Annotated in this window: 16 protein-coding genes; 11 read left to right on the top strand and 5 right to left on the bottom strand. The window is 66.6% G+C overall.

The window, feature by feature from the left end; genetic code table 11:
• Positions 1-2: 2 nt before the first annotated feature.
• The 6 genes from accC to LPA45_RS14755 all read left to right on the top strand — a co-directional run bounded on the left by accC (position 3) and on the right by LPA45_RS14755 (position 6,296).
• Positions 3-1,364 carry an acetyl-CoA carboxylase biotin carboxylase subunit gene (gene accC, locus LPA45_RS14730; RefSeq protein ID WP_116318147.1) on the top strand — a complete coding sequence of 454 codons (1,362 nt, stop codon included), beginning with the start codon at positions 3-5 and terminating at the stop codon, positions 1,362-1,364.
• A gap of 42 nt (positions 1,365-1,406) precedes the next feature.
• Entirely contained in the window at positions 1,407-2,300 is an 894-nt protein-coding gene (gene prmA, locus LPA45_RS14735; protein WP_116318148.1) for a 50S ribosomal protein L11 methyltransferase, read from the top strand.
• Positions 2,301-2,309: 9 nt separating this feature from the next.
• The gene (locus LPA45_RS14740; protein ID WP_367394619.1) at positions 2,310-4,097 is read left to right on the top strand and encodes a zinc-ribbon and DUF3426 domain-containing protein; all 1,788 of its coding nucleotides are present in this window, start codon (positions 2,310-2,312) and stop codon (positions 4,095-4,097) included.
• 121 nt (positions 4,098-4,218) lie between these two features.
• Complete coding sequence (gene tpx, locus LPA45_RS14745; RefSeq protein ID WP_116318150.1) at positions 4,219-4,719, top strand: thiol peroxidase; 501 nt, start codon at positions 4,219-4,221, stop codon at positions 4,717-4,719.
• 125 nt (positions 4,720-4,844) lie between these two features.
• Positions 4,845-5,792 carry a carbohydrate kinase family protein gene (locus tag LPA45_RS14750; RefSeq protein ID WP_317920829.1) on the top strand — a complete coding sequence of 316 codons (948 nt, stop codon included), beginning with the start codon at positions 4,845-4,847 and terminating at the stop codon, positions 5,790-5,792.
• 36 nt (positions 5,793-5,828) lie between these two features.
• Positions 5,829-6,296 (top strand): hypothetical protein, encoded by a 468-nt coding sequence (locus LPA45_RS14755; protein WP_317920830.1) that lies wholly within the window; start codon positions 5,829-5,831, stop codon positions 6,294-6,296.
• A gap of 240 nt (positions 6,297-6,536) precedes the next feature.
• On the opposite strand, the gene LPA45_RS14760 is transcribed toward LPA45_RS14755, so the two are convergent.
• A complete protein-coding gene (locus LPA45_RS14760) occupies positions 6,537-7,127 on the bottom strand; it encodes a histone H1-like DNA-binding protein (RefSeq protein WP_116318153.1) in 591 nt (196 codons plus the stop codon).
• Between the two features lie 1,664 nt (positions 7,128-8,791).
• Here LPA45_RS14760 and LPA45_RS14765 point away from each other — a divergent pair.
• Positions 8,792-9,277, top strand: coding sequence for a DUF2147 domain-containing protein (locus LPA45_RS14765; RefSeq protein ID WP_317920831.1), 486 nt, complete (start codon positions 8,792-8,794; stop codon positions 9,275-9,277).
• Positions 9,278-9,398: 121 nt separating this feature from the next.
• On the opposite strand, the gene LPA45_RS14770 is transcribed toward LPA45_RS14765, so the two are convergent.
• Positions 9,399-11,504: a TonB-dependent siderophore receptor gene (locus LPA45_RS14770; RefSeq protein ID WP_116318157.1), complete on the bottom strand. Its 2,106-nt coding sequence runs from the start codon at positions 11,502-11,504 to the stop codon at positions 9,399-9,401.
• 167 nt (positions 11,505-11,671) lie between these two features.
• Positions 11,672-12,553: a LysR family transcriptional regulator gene (locus LPA45_RS14775; protein ID WP_317920833.1), complete on the bottom strand. Its 882-nt coding sequence runs from the start codon at positions 12,551-12,553 to the stop codon at positions 11,672-11,674.
• A 147-nt stretch (positions 12,554-12,700) separates the two neighbouring features.
• On the opposite strand from LPA45_RS14775, the gene LPA45_RS14780 reads away from it, so the two are divergent.
• Together LPA45_RS14780 and LPA45_RS14785 are read left to right on the top strand one after the other, a co-directional pair.
• The gene (locus LPA45_RS14780) at positions 12,701-13,093 is read left to right on the top strand and encodes a 4-oxalocrotonate tautomerase family protein (protein WP_317920834.1); all 393 of its coding nucleotides are present in this window, start codon (positions 12,701-12,703) and stop codon (positions 13,091-13,093) included.
• A gap of 170 nt (positions 13,094-13,263) precedes the next feature.
• Entirely contained in the window at positions 13,264-14,097 is an 834-nt protein-coding gene (locus LPA45_RS14785) for an aldo/keto reductase (protein WP_317920835.1), read from the top strand.
• A gap of 19 nt (positions 14,098-14,116) precedes the next feature.
• On the opposite strand, the gene LPA45_RS14790 is transcribed toward LPA45_RS14785, so the two are convergent.
• The gene (locus LPA45_RS14790) at positions 14,117-14,530 is read right to left on the bottom strand and encodes a hypothetical protein (protein WP_116318276.1); all 414 of its coding nucleotides are present in this window, start codon (positions 14,528-14,530) and stop codon (positions 14,117-14,119) included.
• A gap of 188 nt (positions 14,531-14,718) precedes the next feature.
• Here LPA45_RS14790 and LPA45_RS14795 point away from each other — a divergent pair, with 188 nt between their 5' ends.
• Together LPA45_RS14795 and LPA45_RS14800 are read left to right on the top strand one after the other, a co-directional pair.
• Positions 14,719-15,297 carry a YSC84-related protein gene (locus LPA45_RS14795; protein WP_116318161.1) on the top strand — a complete coding sequence of 193 codons (579 nt, stop codon included), beginning with the start codon at positions 14,719-14,721 and terminating at the stop codon, positions 15,295-15,297.
• 105 nt (positions 15,298-15,402) lie between these two features.
• A complete protein-coding gene (locus tag LPA45_RS14800; protein WP_317920837.1) occupies positions 15,403-16,302 on the top strand; it encodes a recombination-associated protein RdgC in 900 nt (299 codons plus the stop codon).
• A gap of 45 nt (positions 16,303-16,347) precedes the next feature.
• Here the strand turns inward: LPA45_RS14800 and LPA45_RS14805 are convergent, their stop codons facing one another.
• Positions 16,348-16,791, bottom strand: a complete 444-nt coding sequence (locus LPA45_RS14805; RefSeq protein ID WP_116318163.1) for a thioesterase family protein — start codon at positions 16,789-16,791, stop codon at positions 16,348-16,350.
• Positions 16,792-16,805 lie beyond the last annotated feature (14 nt).

Below are 16,805 nucleotides of genomic sequence, written 5' to 3' on the forward strand. Positions count from 1 at the left end.
CCATGTTTGAAAAAATTCTGATCGCGAACCGCGGCGAAATCGCTCTTCGCATCCAGCGCGCCTGCCGCGAACTGGGCATCAAGACGGTGGTGGTGTACTCCGAGGCCGACAAGGAGGCCAAATACGTGCGCCTGGCCGACGAAGCCGTCTGTATCGGCCCGGCCCCGTCGCCGCAGTCGTACCTGAACATGCCTGCCATCATCTCGGCCGCCGAAGTGACCGACGCGCAGGCCATCCACCCAGGCTACGGCTTCCTGTCGGAGAATTCCGACTTCGCCGAGCGCGTGGAGAAGTCCGGCTTCGTCTTCATCGGCCCGACCGCCGACAGCATCCGCCTGATGGGTGACAAGGTCTCGGCCAAGCAGGCCATGATCAAGGCCGGCGTGCCGTGCGTGCCGGGCTCGGACGGCGCCCTGCCCAGCGACCCGCAGGAGATCCTGGCGACCGCGCGTCGCGTGGGCTACCCGGTGATCATCAAGGCCGCCGGCGGCGGCGGTGGGCGCGGCATGCGCGTGGTGCACACCGAAGCCGCGCTGATCAACGCCGTCAACATGACGCGTGAAGAAGCCGGCCGTGCCTTCGGCAACCCCGAGGTCTACATGGAGAAGTTCCTGGAGAATCCGCGCCACGTGGAGATCCAGATCCTTGCCGACCAGCACAAGCAAGCCATCTGGCTGGGCGAGCGCGACTGCTCGATGCAGCGCCGCCACCAGAAGGTGATCGAGGAAGCCCCGGCGCCGCATATCCCGCGCCGCCTGATCGAGCGCATCGGCGATCGTTGCGCCGAGGCCTGCAAGAAGATGGGCTACCGCGGCGCCGGCACCTTCGAGTTCCTGTACGAGAACAACGAGTTCTACTTCATCGAGATGAACACGCGCGTGCAGGTCGAACACCCGGTCACCGAGATGATCACCGGCATCGACATCGTGCAGGAGCAGATCCGCATCGCCTTTGGCGAGAAGCTGCGTTTCCGCCAGAAGGACGTGCAGTTCCGCGGCCACTCGATCGAATGCCGCGTGAATGCCGAGGACCCGTTCAAGTTCACCCCGTCGCCGGGCCGCATCACCGCCTGGCACATGCCGGGCGGCCCCGGTGTACGCGTGGACTCGCACGCGTATGATGGCTACTTCGTGCCGCCCAACTACGACTCGATGATCGGCAAGATCATCACTTACGGCGCCACGCGCGAGCAGGCCATCGCCCGCATGCGCATCGCGCTGTCCGAAATGGTCGTGGACGGCATCCAGACCAATGTGCCGCTGCACCGAGAGCTGATGATGGACGCCAACTTCGTGGAAGGCGGCACCAGCATCCACTATCTGGAGCATCGGCTGGCGCAGCGCGAGAAGGCCGGCGGGGTCTGAGCGAACGCGCGCCGAACCAACCCGCAGTCAGCAAGGAAGCCCGTGGCATTTCAGGAATGTGTGATCGAAGTGGCGCAGGACCAGGCCGAAGCCTGGTCTGAAGCCCTGTTCGACCTCGGCGCGCTGTCGGTCTCGGTGGAAGACGCCGATGCCGATACGCCCGATGAGCAACCGCTTTTCGGCGAGCCCGGGCTCGAACCCAAGCAACTCGCGTGGAACCGCTCGCGCGTGGTGGCCCTGTTCGGCGACGATGCCGACCCCGCCGTGGTGGTGGCCGCAGCCGCCAACCAGCTTGGCATCGATCCGGTGCCGGCCTACGAACTGCGCGCGGTGGAAGACCAGGACTGGGTGCGCCTGACGCAATCGCAGTTCGAACCGATCCGCATAGGCGAGCGCATCTGGGTGGTGCCGTCGTGGCACGACGCGCCCGAGCCCGATGCGGTGGTGCTGGAACTGGATCCCGGCCTGGCCTTCGGCACCGGCAGCCATCCGACCACGCGGCTGTGCATGCAGTGGCTGGAGCAACACGTGGTGCCGGGCGAAACCGTGCTCGACTATGGCTGCGGCTCCGGCATCCTGGCGATCGTCGCACGCAAGCTCGGTGCGGGCGATACCGTCGGCATCGACATCGATCCCAACGCCGTGGAAGCGTCGCGCTACAACGCCGAGCGCAATCAGGTCGAGGCGTCGTTCGCGCTGCCTGAGTCGGTGTCTGAGGCCACTTATGACCTGGTGGTCGCCAATATCCTGTCCAATCCGCTCAAGCTGATGGCCGCGATGCTCAGCGCCCGCGTGCGCCAGGGCGGCCGGCTGGTGCTGTCCGGCGTGCTGGAGCGCCAGGCGGAAGAAGTTGCCGCCGCCTATGCGCCTTGGCTGCCGCTGACGGTATGGCGCGCCGAAGAAGGCTGGGTGTGCCTGCACGGCACCCGTCCCTGATCTGCGCCGATGGCCGCCGTCAAGCTTGTCACGCGCTGTCCGGCCTGCCGCACCGCCTTCCGGCTGGTCGCCGACCAGCTGCGCCTGCGCCAGGGCCTGGTGCGTTGCGGCCACTGCGAAACGGTGTTCGATGCGCGTGAGCACCTGATCGAGATTCCGTTGCCTGCGGGCAGCATCACGCCGCCGGCGCCCGCCGTAGCGGCGGCAACCACACCGCTTGCAGCCGCGCCAGCGTCCCCGCTGATAGCAGAGCCTTCCGGCCCAGGCGAGACCACCCCGGCACCGCAGCCGGCACCGCAGCCGGCACCGCAGCCGGCACCAACACCCTTCACTCCCACCATCGATCCCGGCTATGACGTGCCGGCGCTGGACGCGCCGACCATGCTCATGACCTCGCCCGAAGACCTGGACGTCCCTGCACCGGCAGAGATGGGCGAAGACGAGATCGAGCGTGCACTGCGCGAGGCCAACGAGGCCGTCGCCCAGCGCGATGCCCGCGAGGCGGAGCGGCAGGTCGATGTCGAGCCCGTGTCAGAGCAGGCTGCGGCAGAGGCCGGACCAGAAGCGGAAACTGAGGCGGAAACTGAGGCGGAAACTGAGGCGGAAACTGAGGCGGAAGCTGAGGAGAAAGCTGAGGAGAAAGCTGAGGAGAAAGCTGAGGCGGAAGCTGAAGCAGAGCCTGCGGGGGAACCTGCAGCGCAACTTGAAGTGCAGCCCGAGCCCGCGGCCGAACCGGAAGCGCACCGGGAGGCGCAGCCGCCGGAACATGAGCCGGAACGCGAAGCGACGCCCGCCAGTGCAACCACTACGCCTGCGCCACCGCAGCCGGCCACGCCGGAAGCCGCTGCGCCGGCATGGCCCGCGCTGAACCACAACGCACTCGATCATCCCGCGCTCGACGAGTCGGCAGCGATCGGCAAGACCACGGAAGCAGCAACGCCAGCGTCCCAGCCAGCCGCCGTGCCCGCGCCCGCGGCCATCCCGAGCGCCAGCGAATTCCTGCGCGCGGCGTCAGCGGATATCGGCCCGCCACCGCAGGCCCAGCCGCCCAAGGCAGACGCGCCCATCGCCGAGTTGTCGGACAGCGAAGCAGCCGAGCGCACCGACACCCGCGATACCGGCTCCGCCCGCGACGCCGGGCCCGCCCCCGACACCAGCCTGCCCATCAGCACGACCGGCGAAGCCGTCGCACGCGAGCAGACCACGCGCCGCTGGACCCGCACCGAAGCCCCGGCCGGCCCGGTCTTCGCTCCCGACTTCCTGCGCCACACCCGCGAACGCGAAAGCGAGCGTGCCCCAGCGCGCAGCCGCGGGCCGGCCCCGCGCACGCTCTGGTACGTCGCGGCAGCGGTGCTCGCGCTGGGCGCCGCGGTGCAAGCGGTATATCTCGCGCGCAGCCCACTCGCCGGACAGTTCCCGATGCTCCGCCCGGCACTGGAAGCCGCATGCGCGCCGTTCGGCTGCGACGTGCCGCCGTGGCGCGACATCGACGCGCTGCGCATCGAGACCTCGCAGCTGCAGCGGCTCGACGAAGGCGGCGACGCCTACCTGCTCGCCGTCACGCTGCGCAACCTGGGCCGCGCCACCACCGCGCTGCCTGCGATCGAGCTGGTGATGACAGACCTGCAGGACCAACTGCTGCTGCGACGTGTGCTGCAACCGGCGGATTACCTGGACCCTTCGCAAAAGGCCTTCGCCACGGAGGGTCTTCGCGCCGGCATGGAGCTGCCGGTTCGGGTACGATTCCGGACGCAGCAGGCGCCGTCCAACTACCGCGTGCTGATTTTTTATCCCTGAATTCCGCAGCCTGCTGCCGAACCGAATCCGAGTCCGGCGGCAAGCGGCGCCCCCCACCGGGGCATTGGCCGGCCAGGCGCCGGAAACTGAACCGGAAACCATCAGACATCAAGGAGTAGACATGAGCAACGTCACCCTCGGCGGTAACCCGATCGAAGTCGCAGGCAAGTTCCCGCAGGCTGGCGACAAGGCGCCCGCCTTCTCGCTGGTCGGCAAGGACCTGAAGGATGTCACGCTTGCCGACTTCGCCGGCAAGCGCAAGGTGCTGAACATCGTCCCGAGCCTGGACACGCCGGTGTGCCAGGCTTCGACCCGCAAGTTCAATGAAGCCGCGAGCGGCCTCGCCAACACCGTGGTGCTGACCATCTCGGCTGACCTGCCGTTCGCGATGGGCCGCTTCTGCACCACCGAAGGCCTGGCCAACGTGGTAACGCTGTCGACGATGCGCGGTGCCGACTTCAAGGGCAACTACGGCGTGGACATCAAGAGCGGCCCGCTGGCCGGCGTGACCGCGCGCGCGGTGGTGGTGCTCGACGAGAACGACACCGTCAAGTACGCCCAGCTGGTCCCGGAAATCAAGACCGAGCCGGACTACGAAGCCGCCCTGGCCGCGCTGAAGTAATCCGCGCTGCCTGAGGACAGCGGCCGCCCGCGCAACCGGGGCGGCCGTTTTCGCTTCATGCCTGACCGATCAGAATCGTCCCGCAAGGGATCCACACAACTAACGACCTACCACCTGGAGAGAGCATGGCCAGCCTGATCTGCGGCTCCGTCGCCTACGACACCATCATGACGTTCGACGGACGCTTCCGCGAACACATCCTGCCGGACCAGATCCATATGCTGAACGTCTCGTTCCTGGTGCCCGGCATGCGCCGCGAGTTCGGCGGCTGCGCCGGCAACATCGCCTACACGCTGAAGATGCTCGGCGGCGACCCGGTGGTGATGGCCACCGTCGGCACCGATGCCGAGCCCTACCTGGAATACCTGCGCAAGCTGGAGATCTCCACCAGCCACATCCGCGTGCTGCCTGAGACCTTCACGGCGCAGGCCATGATCACCACCGACCTGGACAACAACCAGATCACCGCCTTCCACCCTGGCGCAATGAGCCAGTCGCAGCTGAACAACGTCAAGGACGCACTCGGCGGTGGCAAGGCGCCGGCTCTGGGCATCGTCGCGCCGGACAGCCGCGAAGGCATGCTGCACCACGCGCGCCAGTTCGCCGAGGCCGGTGTTCCGTTCATCTTTGACCTGGGTCAGGCCATGCCGCTGTTCAACGGCGAAGACCTGCGGGAGTTCGTTGAACTCGCCAGTTACGTGACAGTCAACGACTACGAGGCGCAAGTCCTGCTGTCCCGCACCGCATGGACCAGCGCCGAGGTGGCTGCAAAGGTCCGTGCCTTCATCGTCACGCACGGCGAGCGCGGCGCCAGCATCTATGCCGATGGCCAGCAGTACGCGATCCCGGCGGTACAGGCCGAGCGCATCGTGGACCCGACCGGCTGTGGCGACGCCTTCCGAGGCGGCCTGCTCTACGGCATTGAAAACGGTTTAGACTGGGAAACGACCGGCCGCCTGGCATCGCTGATGGGGTCGATCAAGATCGCGCAGCAGGGTCCGCAGAATCACTGGTTGTCGCGCGAAGACATTGGCAACCGGTTCCAGTCTGCATTCGGGTACCGCTACGCCTGACCTGCGGCCAGCGCGTGGCATTCTTCGGGATCTGACATGAACCAAATGCTCCGTGGCGGCGCCGTTGCCGTCATTGCCATCGCCGCCCTGGTCGCAGGATGTGCGACGGAATCCAATTCCAACAGCATCTACAGCACCGGCCAGGCGCAGCGCGAGCAGACCGTGCGCTACGGCGTGGTCGAGGGCGTACGCGAAGTCGCCATCCAGCGCAGCCAGACCGGCGCGGGCACGCTCGCCGGCGGAGCCATCGGCGGTATCGCGGCCGGCAGCACCATCGGCGGCGGCAACGGTGCAGTGGCGGCGGGCATCCTCGGCGCGATACTGGGCGGCATCGCCGGCAGCGCTGCCGAGAACAAGATCAACGAGCGGCGGGGCCTGGAGATCACCGTGCGCCTCGAAAACGGTGAGATGCGCGCAATCACGCAGGAGGCCGACGAGGTCTTTCGTCCGGGCGAGCGTGTGCGCCTGCTGTCCTCGGGCGGCGTCACCCGCGTCACGCACTGAACCGCTGCGCCCGGCCGGGCGCCAGCATGCAGCGCATACAGGCGCCGCACCCGAAAGGGCCGCGGCGCCTTTTTTTTGATCAGGCACCAATGAAAAGACCCGCCGGGCCCGGGGCCATCGGCGGGTCTGCAAGACTGGCGTCTTGCTGACCAGATACGCGGTATCCGGTCATGCTGGCACGCACTGCGTGCCGTTGTGGTTCCGTACGGAACGCGTAAGGCCCACGCCGTGCGGCGCAGCTTACGGACGGTTGCCCGTCGGGAACGGCCAGGCAGCGGCCGGGTTCAACGCGGTCTTGGCAGCCGAAGCGGGAGCAACGGCAGGAGCAGCGGCAGGCTTCGCGGCAGCCTTCTTGGCAGCCGACTTCTTCGCAGCAGCCTTCTTTGCCGGAGCCTTCTTGGCAGCCGGCTTCTTGGCAGCTGCCTTCTTGGCCGGAGCCTTCTTGGCGGCGACCTTCTTGGTTGCAGCCTTCTTGGCCGGCGCGGCCTTCTTGGCGGCGACCTTCTTCACTGCGGCCTTCTTGGCCGGTGCTGCCTTCTTGGCGGCTACCTTCTTGGTTGCAACCTTCTTGGCGGCGACCTTCTTCACCGCGGCCTTCTTGGCAGGGGCCTTCTTGGCCGCAGCCTTCTTGGCCGGCGCTGCCTTCTTGGCGGCTACCTTCTTCACAGCGGCCTTCTTGGCCGGTGCCTTCTTGGCGGCCGGCGCCTTCTTGGCGGCTACCTTCTTGGCGGCTACCTTCTTGGTTGCGGCCTTCTTGGCCGGAGCGGCCTTCTTGGCGGCCGGCTTGGCGGCCTTCTTAGCCGCCGGCTTTTTCTTTGCAGCAGTTGCCATGGATAACTCCTTCACTAGAGAGTGAATATCGAATGACCTAAGTCTCAGGCGACCCGACCGACCCGAGACGCGATGCTACAGCGCAGCCCCAGTCGAGCGAGCGATTCATCGGCGCGCGGCCCGACTGCGGCTGCACGCTAATGAATTCGGTTGCAGGCGCACCGCCCATGGCGGTGACTTCGCGGCAGTTGCGGATCCGCAAGCGGGACCGGGGCACTTGCCGCGCCCTGGAATATTCGATCGGCCCGCACCGCCCGTTGGGTCGGCGCGCGGCCAGAAAAGAGGAGATATCGGACAGCAGGCCTGCGGTGCGGGCATGGCCTCGCGCACGGCAAGCGGCATTCATTCGGTGGTAGCTGGTCCAACCCGTCCATGGACCAAGGGAGACTGCACGCGTTCTAATAAGCCGGCTCGGCCAGGTCTGCGTCAAAGTTCTCGTGCTCCTCAGCTACAACCTCCATCACTGCATCGAAGCGCGCATCGCGCTCGTCGTTCCAATCTTGCTTCCTGCTTCTCTGCAATGAAGTGAGACTCTTGTCAAGGCGAATCATAATTCGTTTGCACGATGATGTTAAGAAAAAAGTGCAAAAAAACTTGCCTGCATGCAGCGCTCAAACTAGTTCTCTCGCACGTCGTCACGAAGACGTTGCCGATGGCATCGCGATGCATCGCTCGCACACTGGTTCGAAGGCGCGCTTCGCGTGTTCGCGCACGCGTCGCGACTCCCCTTCTCGACCCACACACGCGCAGCTTTTACACACCCGCACGACACCCGGTTACAACCGCGCAGCGCGCATCGCACGAGCACGCGCGCGCTGCTGCGCGCGTCATCGCGCTTTCCGATAACCCGCATGGACAAAGGCTTTCCGGGCGATGCCCCGATACGCGCGCGCCCTGCGCGTCGTTGCGCGCGCGCGTGAGCGCGCGCCTTGGCAACGCCTGGCGCGCCTCGTCGCCTGCATGCGTTACACGGTCGTCAGCGCGCACGCGTGACGCGCGTCCGGCTGACTGCGACGGCTTGCGTCACCGACGTCGCGCGAGCACGCCGGACAAACCGCCGAAGAGTGATGCGCGAACGCAACGGTTTGCATCGAAGCAACAGCGCGCGGGTCGCAAAGCGTTGCGATTGAGCAAAGCGGCGATGCGCGCGAAGCATCGAGGCAACACTCCGAGCGCATGTCGGACACAGCTGCGCCGACATCATCGCCACCGCTGCGCTCATCCATTCGGATGACATTCTTCACGCACCATCGATCGCTGCGCGCATCGCGCGATGCCGACTGTCCTGCCACGCTGCGCAGCGCTTGGCACTGGCTTGCGGAGCGCTTACCGATCGCTTGCCGATCTCGCCGCGAGAGTCCGGCAGTGTGCCGCATGCCCGCTTAGAGGAATGCTTCGGCGACGCGCCCGGCAGCCCGAATTGCTGCAACACAAAAACCCGCAAACGACGGCTGCATGCGGCTTCGCGAGCAGCACGCCAGCCGCGCGCCGGGGCTGTCAGCGAGACCGGCGCGGCATGCCGTGCGATTGCGGCGCGGCGGCTACGACAGTAGATTGGCGTGCGCGCCCGCCGCCCGGACTGCGCTGCTTCGACGCAAGCGGCAGCACCGCGCGGCGCATCGCACCGGCACCTGCCGGTGGCAACGAACCTCAAAGGAGACATCATGCGCAACTCATCCCACCTGGCCGCTGTCCGTTCGCTGGTTCATCCGGCATTGCGTGCCGCGGTGCTCGCCGCCGCCCTGCTCGGCAGCGCCGCCGCGATGGCGCAGGCCACGCCCAGCGGCATGTGGAAGACCATCGACGACAGCACCGGCAAGCCGCGCGGGCTGGTAGAGATCAGCGAGAAGAACGGCGTCTACAGCGGACGCCTGGTGAAGACCTTCGTCGAAGGCGATGGCAAGCCCAGGATCTGCGACAAGTGCACCGATGCGCGCAAGGACCAGCCCCTGATCGGCATGACCATCCTGACCGGCCTGCGCAAGACCGGCGACAACGAGTGGAGCGGCGGCGAGATTCTCGACCCGGAGAACGGCAAGGTCTACAAGAGCAAGCTGTCGCTCGCCGAGGAGGGCAACAAGCTCAACGTGCGCGGCTTCATCGGCATCAGCCTGATCGGCCGCACCCAGACCTGGGAACGCGACCACTGAGCGGCGGCGGCTCATGTGACTCAGGGTTTCTCCGCGGTCGCCGGCAACGCGCAGCGACGCGGCCGGAAAAAAAAACGGGCGGTTCTCACCGCCCGGTTTTTTTTGTCCTCGATACTGCGCTTTACATCCGGTACCGCAGCGTCGCCATCACGCTGCGCGGGGCACCGGGCATGTTCAGGTTGGGACTGGTGCCGTGCGCCGACACGATGTAGCCCTTGTCGAACAGGTTGTAGACGTTCAGCTGCGCCTCGAACGCGCCGCGGCGGTACCAGGCCATGGCGTCGGCAGTGACGTAGCCGGGCAGGGTCACGGTGTTGAGCGGATCGGCATAACGCGCGCCCACCAGGTTGACGCCGGCGCCCACGCCGAAGCCGTGGCCCAGGTCCTTGGTCACCCAAGCGTTGCCCGAGTGGCGCGGCGTAATGGTGGCACGCTTGCCTTGCAGCGCGGCGGTGGACTTGGTGATGGTGGCATCCAGGTAGGCGTAGCCTGCCAGCATGCGCCAACCACCGCCCAGTTCGGCCGCGCCGGAGAGTTCGATGCCGTCGGTGCGCTGCTCGCCGATCGGCAGCAGTGCCGTGTTGGTGGCGTTGGCCACCTTGATATTGCTGCGCTCCAGTCGGAACACCGAGATCGTGGTGCTGGCCTTGCCGTTCAGCCAGTCATACTTGGCGCCGACTTCGGTGTTGTTGGTGGTCTCCGGCGCCAGGTCGGCGTTGTTGGCCGCCAGCGCAAAGGCCTCGCCCGACGGCTGGAACGACTTGCTCCACGACACGTAGTACGACTGCGTCTTCGACGGCTGCCACACCAGGCCGGCGCGCGGGCTCCAGGCGGTATCGGTGCGCGACAGGTCGCGCTGGCCGGCGATCCGGTTCTTGGTCTCCTGCTGGAAATTGTCGTAGCGCACCCCGATCAGCGCCTTCCACTGCTCGCTGAACTTGATCATGTCCTGGGTATAGAACGCCAGGGTGTCGAAGACGCCCAGGTTCGAGGTCGTCGGGTTGCCCGGCGCCAGGCGCGGCAGAGTCGGCAGCACCGGATTGAACAGGTCGAAAGTGCCCGGGACCGGCTTGGTGTTGTTGACCTGGTCCTTGTTCTGTTGCCCGATCTCCATGCCGTACAGGATCTCGTGCTCCATGCCCAGGAAGGTGGCCTTCTGGATCAGGTCGGTCTGGTTGAACCAGCCATGTTCCTCGCGGCGGACATTGCCGTGGTTCATGGTCAGCGTGCGTGCCGCTTCGTTGACCGCAGCGGTCAGCGTGTTATTGCGGTCCAGCGAGTAGTGGTAGTAGCGCGTGGCGTTGCGGATCGACCAGTTCTCATTGAAGCGATGGTTGATCGTGGCGGTGCCGGAGAACACGCGCGATTGCGAGTAGTCGGCATCGCGCGCGTTGGCCGCGCCGTAGTAGCGCGAGGCCGGCACGTCGACCGGGCGGCCCTGGTAGGCCGGGATGCCGAAGTCGGTGACGCGACGGTCTTCCAGGTAGTCGGCCTGGAACAGCACGGTGGTCTCGGGCGCCACGCGCAGCTCGAGCGACGGCGCAATCGCCTTGCGGTCCAGGAACTGCTGCGAGCGGTAGCTGTTGGCCTTCTCCACGGCGCCGGTGATGCGGAACGCGGCGGCGCCATCGGCGAACACGCGGCCGACGTCGGCCTCGGCGCGGCGATCGGCCCACATGCCGTAGCTCAGCGCGAAATCGGTGACGTCGAGGCCAGGCTTCTTGGTCACGCGGTTGATCAGGCCACCGGCCGAGCCGCGGCCGTACAGCACCGCCGCCGGGCCCTTGACCACTTCGACGCGGTCCACATTGGACAGGTCGCGGAAGTACAGCGCGTCGTCGCGGATGCCATCGACGAACTGGTCGGCGATCGCGGTGAAGCCGCGGATCGAGACCTGGTCGCGCTGGCCGTCGCCGTGCGAGAACGACACGCCCGGCACGTTCTTCAGCGCATCCTGCATCGACGTGGCGTGCTGGTCGCGCATCACCTCCGCGGTGACCACGTTGACGGTCTGCGGAACGTCGCGCAGCGGCGCTTCGGTCTTGGTCGCGCTGACCGCGTTGGGCGGGTTATAGCCGGCGCCCAGCTCGCGGCTGACGTCGGCCTTGACGGTGACCTCGGGCAACTGCGCCGCTGCCGGCGGCGTGGCCTGGGCCCATGCCGCCATCGGTTGCAACACGAAGCTCCCTGCCACTGCGGCGCAGATCGGGTGAAGTTTTATTCTCATTTCCCTGTGATCGACTGTAATAATTTTTAAAAATGCGACGCATTATCGATTACACGGAATGGAGGGGTCAACGAGATTGCGAATTATTCCTATTCACTTCGGTCAGCGTTGTTTTGCGGTACGCGTTGACCGTGGGCAGTACGCTGGCGTTTGACTTGTGGGCTGACTCAGGCCAACTGCTCTACCAGCGCGTCGCGGGCTTCCGCAATGAACGGCGATTCGCGGCGGCGGGCGGGCAGCAGGAAGAACTCAGCTTCGGGAAGGCGCGGCAACCGGAGCCGAGCGACTGTGCCGCTGTCCAGCGGCGCGACGCCAGGCCCGATCGCCGACGCGTTCAGGCAGGACAACCCCAGTCCGGCTGCGAGCGCGAGATGCAAACCCGCCACGCCCGAGGCCGAGTGCGCGATCTCGAACGGCAGGCGCTTGCGCAGCAGCAGCTGCACCACGAACTGGTGCAGCGAGCAGGTGTCGGGCAGCAGCACCAGCGGTAGCGTGGCGGGCAAGGCGTCGGACTCGCCGGATGCCGCCACCCAGGCCAGCGGTTCGCGCCGCAACACGGTACCCCGCGTGCTCTTGCCCTGCGTGTCGCGGGCGCGCGGAAGGCGCATGCTCAGGCCGATATCGAAGGCATCCATCTCGGCGGCGGCATCAATCGCCGCGCTCTTCATCACCGTCACGTGCAGCCTCAGGTAGGGATAGCGTTCGCGCAGGCGCCGCAACATGCCGGCGATCTCGCCCGGACGGAAGTAGTCGGTGACGGCAAGCCGCAGCTCGCCCTCCAGCGCGTGCCCGCGCAGCTCCTGCAACGCCAGCTCGTTCAGCGCGAGGATGCGGCGCGCGTGCTCCAGCAGCCGCGCACCGGCCGGCGTCGGCACCGCGCCGTGCCGCCCGCGCGACAGCAGCGGCACGCCGGCGCGCTCTTCCAGCTTGCGCAACTGCTCGCTGACCGACGACTGCGACAGGAACAGCCGGGGCGCGGCGGCGGACAGGCTGCCGCTGTCGGCGACGGTGACGAAGGTGCGCAACTGGTCGGTTTCGAATCCACGCATGAGGGGGCTCCGGCAGGGATGCAAAGGCAGCGAAGGTGCCATTGTTACTTCGGAAGATCCGATGGATCACATCGGATATTCCCGCTTTTCCGATATTACTCCGACTCCTAACATGGCATCACCTGCCCACGAAACAAGGAGTCCGCCATGCCCCACATCGTCCTGCATCTCTCTGGCCAGCCCGACGCCGCCCTCACCCGCCGCAGCGCCGCTGCCATCGCCGACCTGACCGCGAGCGTGCTCGGCAAGAAGCGCGACGTGATTGCCATCACCGTCCACTACGTGCCGCACGACAGCTGGATCATCGCCGGCGTGCCGCTGTCAGAGCAGGGCCGCAATGCCTTCCATCTCGATATCAGCGTCACCGATGAGACCAACACCAAGGCCGAGAAGGCACAGTTCATCCAGGCTGTGTTCGAGACCATGGCGGGCCTGCTCGGCAACCTGCATCCCGTCTCTTATGTGCACGTGATCGATGCCCGCGCGGCGGCGTACGGCTATGGCGGCCGCACGCAGGAGTATCGACACCAGCACGGATGAAGCGCGCGTCGGCTTCAGGCCGGCGCTATCGGCGCTGAAATCGGGCTGTATTTTGTGACCGGACTGGCCTGAAGCAATCGCGCGGCCCGCGGCTTGTACATTTAGTGCGTTGTTAACTAGTGTGGTTGGGTGCCGCCGGCACCCAACCCGGCCACCCTGGAATCCGACGCATGAAACAGATCACCCTGCCCGACGGCGAGCGCATCCCCGCGCTCGGCATGGGAACGTGGAACATGGGCGAGACGCCCGCGGCGCGCGCCGAAGAGATCGCCACGCTGAGGCTGGGCCTGGACCTTGGCCTGCGGCTGGTCGATACCGCCGAGATGTACGGCGAGGGCCAGTCCGAGGAAATGATCGGCGAGGCCCTGGCCGGGCGGCGCGATGAGGCCTTCCTGGTCAGCAAGGTCTATCCGTTCAACGCCAGCCGCCGCGGCACCGTGCAGGCGTGCGAGCGCAGCCTGCGCCGGCTGCGCACCGACCGCATCGACCTGTATCTGTTGCACTGGCGCGGCGGGGTGCCGCTGGAAGAGACCGTCGCCGCCATGCAGGCCCTGCAGCGCGACGGCAAGATCCGCCACTGGGGCGTCAGCAACCTGGACCTGGCGGACCTGCAGGAGTTGTGGGACGCGCCCGGCGGCGAAGGCATGGCCACCAACCAGCTGCTATACAACCTGAGCCGGCGCGGCATCGAATGGGACCTGCTGCCGTGGCTGCGCCAGCGTGGCATCCCGGTGATGGCCTACTCGCCGATCGAGCAGTCACGGCTGCTGGGCAACCCGGGGCTGAAGCGCTTCGCGCGCGACCACGGCATGACCGCGGCGCAGGCGGCGCTGGCCTGGCTGCTGGCGCAGGACGGCGTCATCGCCATTCCCAAGACCGGCCAGCGCGAGCGCCTGCAGGAGAATATCGGCGCGCTGTCGCACCCGCTGTCGGCGGCCCAGCTGGCCGAACTCGACCGCATCTTCCCGCCGCCGGACGGGCCGGGGGCACTGGAGATGCTGTAAGCGCGCCCGCGGCGCGGCGTCAGTTCAGGCGCGACGCGTAGCGTTCGCGCTCGACGTAGCGCACCAGGTAGTTGCGCGCCTTGTCGCGAGTATCGGCAGTGACGCGCGCCGCTGCCTGGCGGGCGCTGCTCTTGCCGTGCGACGACGACATCTGACCGTCCAGGTAAGTGCGGAAAGCGTCGTGCATGGCGTTCAGGTCGGACTGGCATGCGGCCAGCGCCGCATTCGCCACGTCCTTCGACTGGCCCTTGGACGACAGGTTGTCGTCGGCCTTCTCCTTGACGCAGTCCATATATTTGGCGCGCAGCGCCTGCCAGCCGCTGCTGTCGGCGGTGGCGGCAGCGCTGGTGCTGTCGGCGGTGGGGCCGGGCGAGGGCGGGGAAGCGCACGCGGCGAGCAAGGCCAGTGGCAGGGCGGTAAGTAATTTTTTCATGCCTTGATGGTTCGATGCGGCGGTGCCGCATGGATGCGTGGTCGTTTCGGAAGCCGTCAAACTGCCACGAATGCCACGGTGAGGCTACCTCCGTCACAAATGGAAACGACTCGTCACCACGTGATCTTTTGTCCGAGTGCCTCTGGCGCCTATGCTTCAGAGACGACAACAACACCCAAGGAGAAAAGATGAAACGTCGAAACTTCCTGACCGCCGGTGCGGGCCTGGCCCTGGGCAGCCTGGCACTGGGTGCCTGCACCACCACGCCGCCCGACGCGCCGACCGACAAGGCGGCACGGCGGCGCGAACTCGACTCCGGCACCGAGGCCACGCTGTCGCGCCTGTATGGCTCGGTCAACGGCTCGCGTGAACTTGCCAGCCGCGCCCGCGGCATCCTGGTCTTCCCCAAGACGCTGTCGGCGGGCTTTATCGTCGGCGGCGAATATGGCGACGGCACGCTGCGCTCGGGCGGCGCCACGCGCGGCTATTACCGCCTGGTCTCCGGCTCGGTCGGCTGGCAGATCGGCGCGCAATCCAAGTCCGTGATCCTGATGTTCATGACGCAGGACGCGTACGACAAGTTCGTGCGCAGTGCAGGCTGGACCGCCGGCGTCGATGCCACCGTCGCGCTGGCGACAATTGGCGCCAATGGCGTGCTCGACACCAATACCGCGCAGCAGCCGATCGTCGGTTTCGTGATGACCAACGCCGGGCTGATGGCAGGCCTGAGCCTCGAAGGCAGCAAGATCACCCGGCTCGACCTGTAAGCGTCTGTCGCGGACTTGCGCCGCACGGCAGGACCGCCGTGCGGCAGCAGTTTTCGCGGCCGCGCGCCGCGAAGGGATAGAATTCGTCCCTTTGGCCGAATTCTCATGTGGTTCAAGAACCTGCAGGTCCATCGTTTCTCCGCTCCGTGGACGTCCGGCGCCGACGAGGTCGAAGCCAGCCTGGCAAAGCACGCCTTCTACTCCGGCACCAGCCTCGAAATGCAGACGCAAGGCTGGGCCTCGCCCCGTGACAACGGTCAGCTGGTCCATACCGTTGGCCGCCAGATGCTGCTGACGCTGCGCACCGAGAAAAAGCTGCTGCCGACCACCGTGGTCAACCAGGTCACGCGCGCACGCGCCGCGGAGATCGAGGAACAGCAAGGCTACAAGCCGGGCCGCAAGCAGATGAAGGAACTGAAGGAGCAGGTCACCGAGGAACTGCTGCCGCGCGCCTTCAGCATCCGCCGCGACACGCGCGTGTGGATCGACCCGGACAACGGCTGGCTGGCGATCGATGCCGCCGCCGCGGCCAAGGCCGATGAAGTGCGCGGCATGCTCTTCAAGGCACTGGACCCGCTGCCGCTGGTCAACCTGCATGTCAACCAGTCGCCCGTGGCCGCCATGACCGAATGGCTGGCCGGCGACGCCGCGCCGGGCGGTTTCACCGTCGACCAGGAAATCGAGCTGCAGTCCGGCAGCGAAAGCAAGGCCACGGTGCGCTACGTGCGCCATCCGCTCGATCCCGAAGACCTGCGCCGCCATATTGCCGCCGGCAAGCGCTGCACGCGCCTGGCGATGACCTGGAACGACCGCGTTTCGTTCGTGCTGACCGACGGGCTGGTGGTGAAGAAGGTGGCGCCGCTGGACGTGATCAAGGAACAGGCCGACGGCACCACGCATGACGAAGACGAGCGCTTCGATGCCGATTTCGCCATGATGGCCGGCGAGCTGTCCGGCCTGCTGGGCGACCTGACCGAAGCGCTGGGTGGCGAGCGCAAGAGCTAAGGCAGGCGGGGCGCACGTACTGAAGCAGTCGCGCGCCCTTCCCCGTCATTCCATCCAGTTGACCTTGGGGAAGCGGCCGGCAAACCCGTCCGGCATCGCCACCACCTGCTTGTTCACATAGTCGAAGAAGACAAAGCCCGACTTGGCCATCGCGATCAGGGCGCCGTCGGCCGGCCGCGTGATGCGGAAGATGATGTCGCCGCCGTACTTGTTGAAGTCCATCACGCCGACTTCGAACTGCAGCTGGTCGCGCGCATGCGCCTCGTTGCGGTACATGGTGGCGAGGTCGGTGACGATGATGCCTACGCCTTCCTGCCGCACGTCCTCGCTGCCGAATTCGTACAGGAAGCGCGCCCTCGCCTCGGAGATCATTGAGATCATCGAGTCATTGGCGAGATGGTTGGCCGAGTTGATGTCGGTCACGCGCACGGTGAGGTGCGTGGCGTAGCAGAACTGGTCGGCGGGCAGGTCGAGTTTGAGGCGGGCCATGGCGGAACTTGCAA

The sequence above is a fragment of the Cupriavidus sp. Agwp_2 genome, assembly GCF_040784895.1.
Classification (GTDB): Bacteria; Pseudomonadota; Gammaproteobacteria; order Burkholderiales; family Burkholderiaceae; genus Cupriavidus.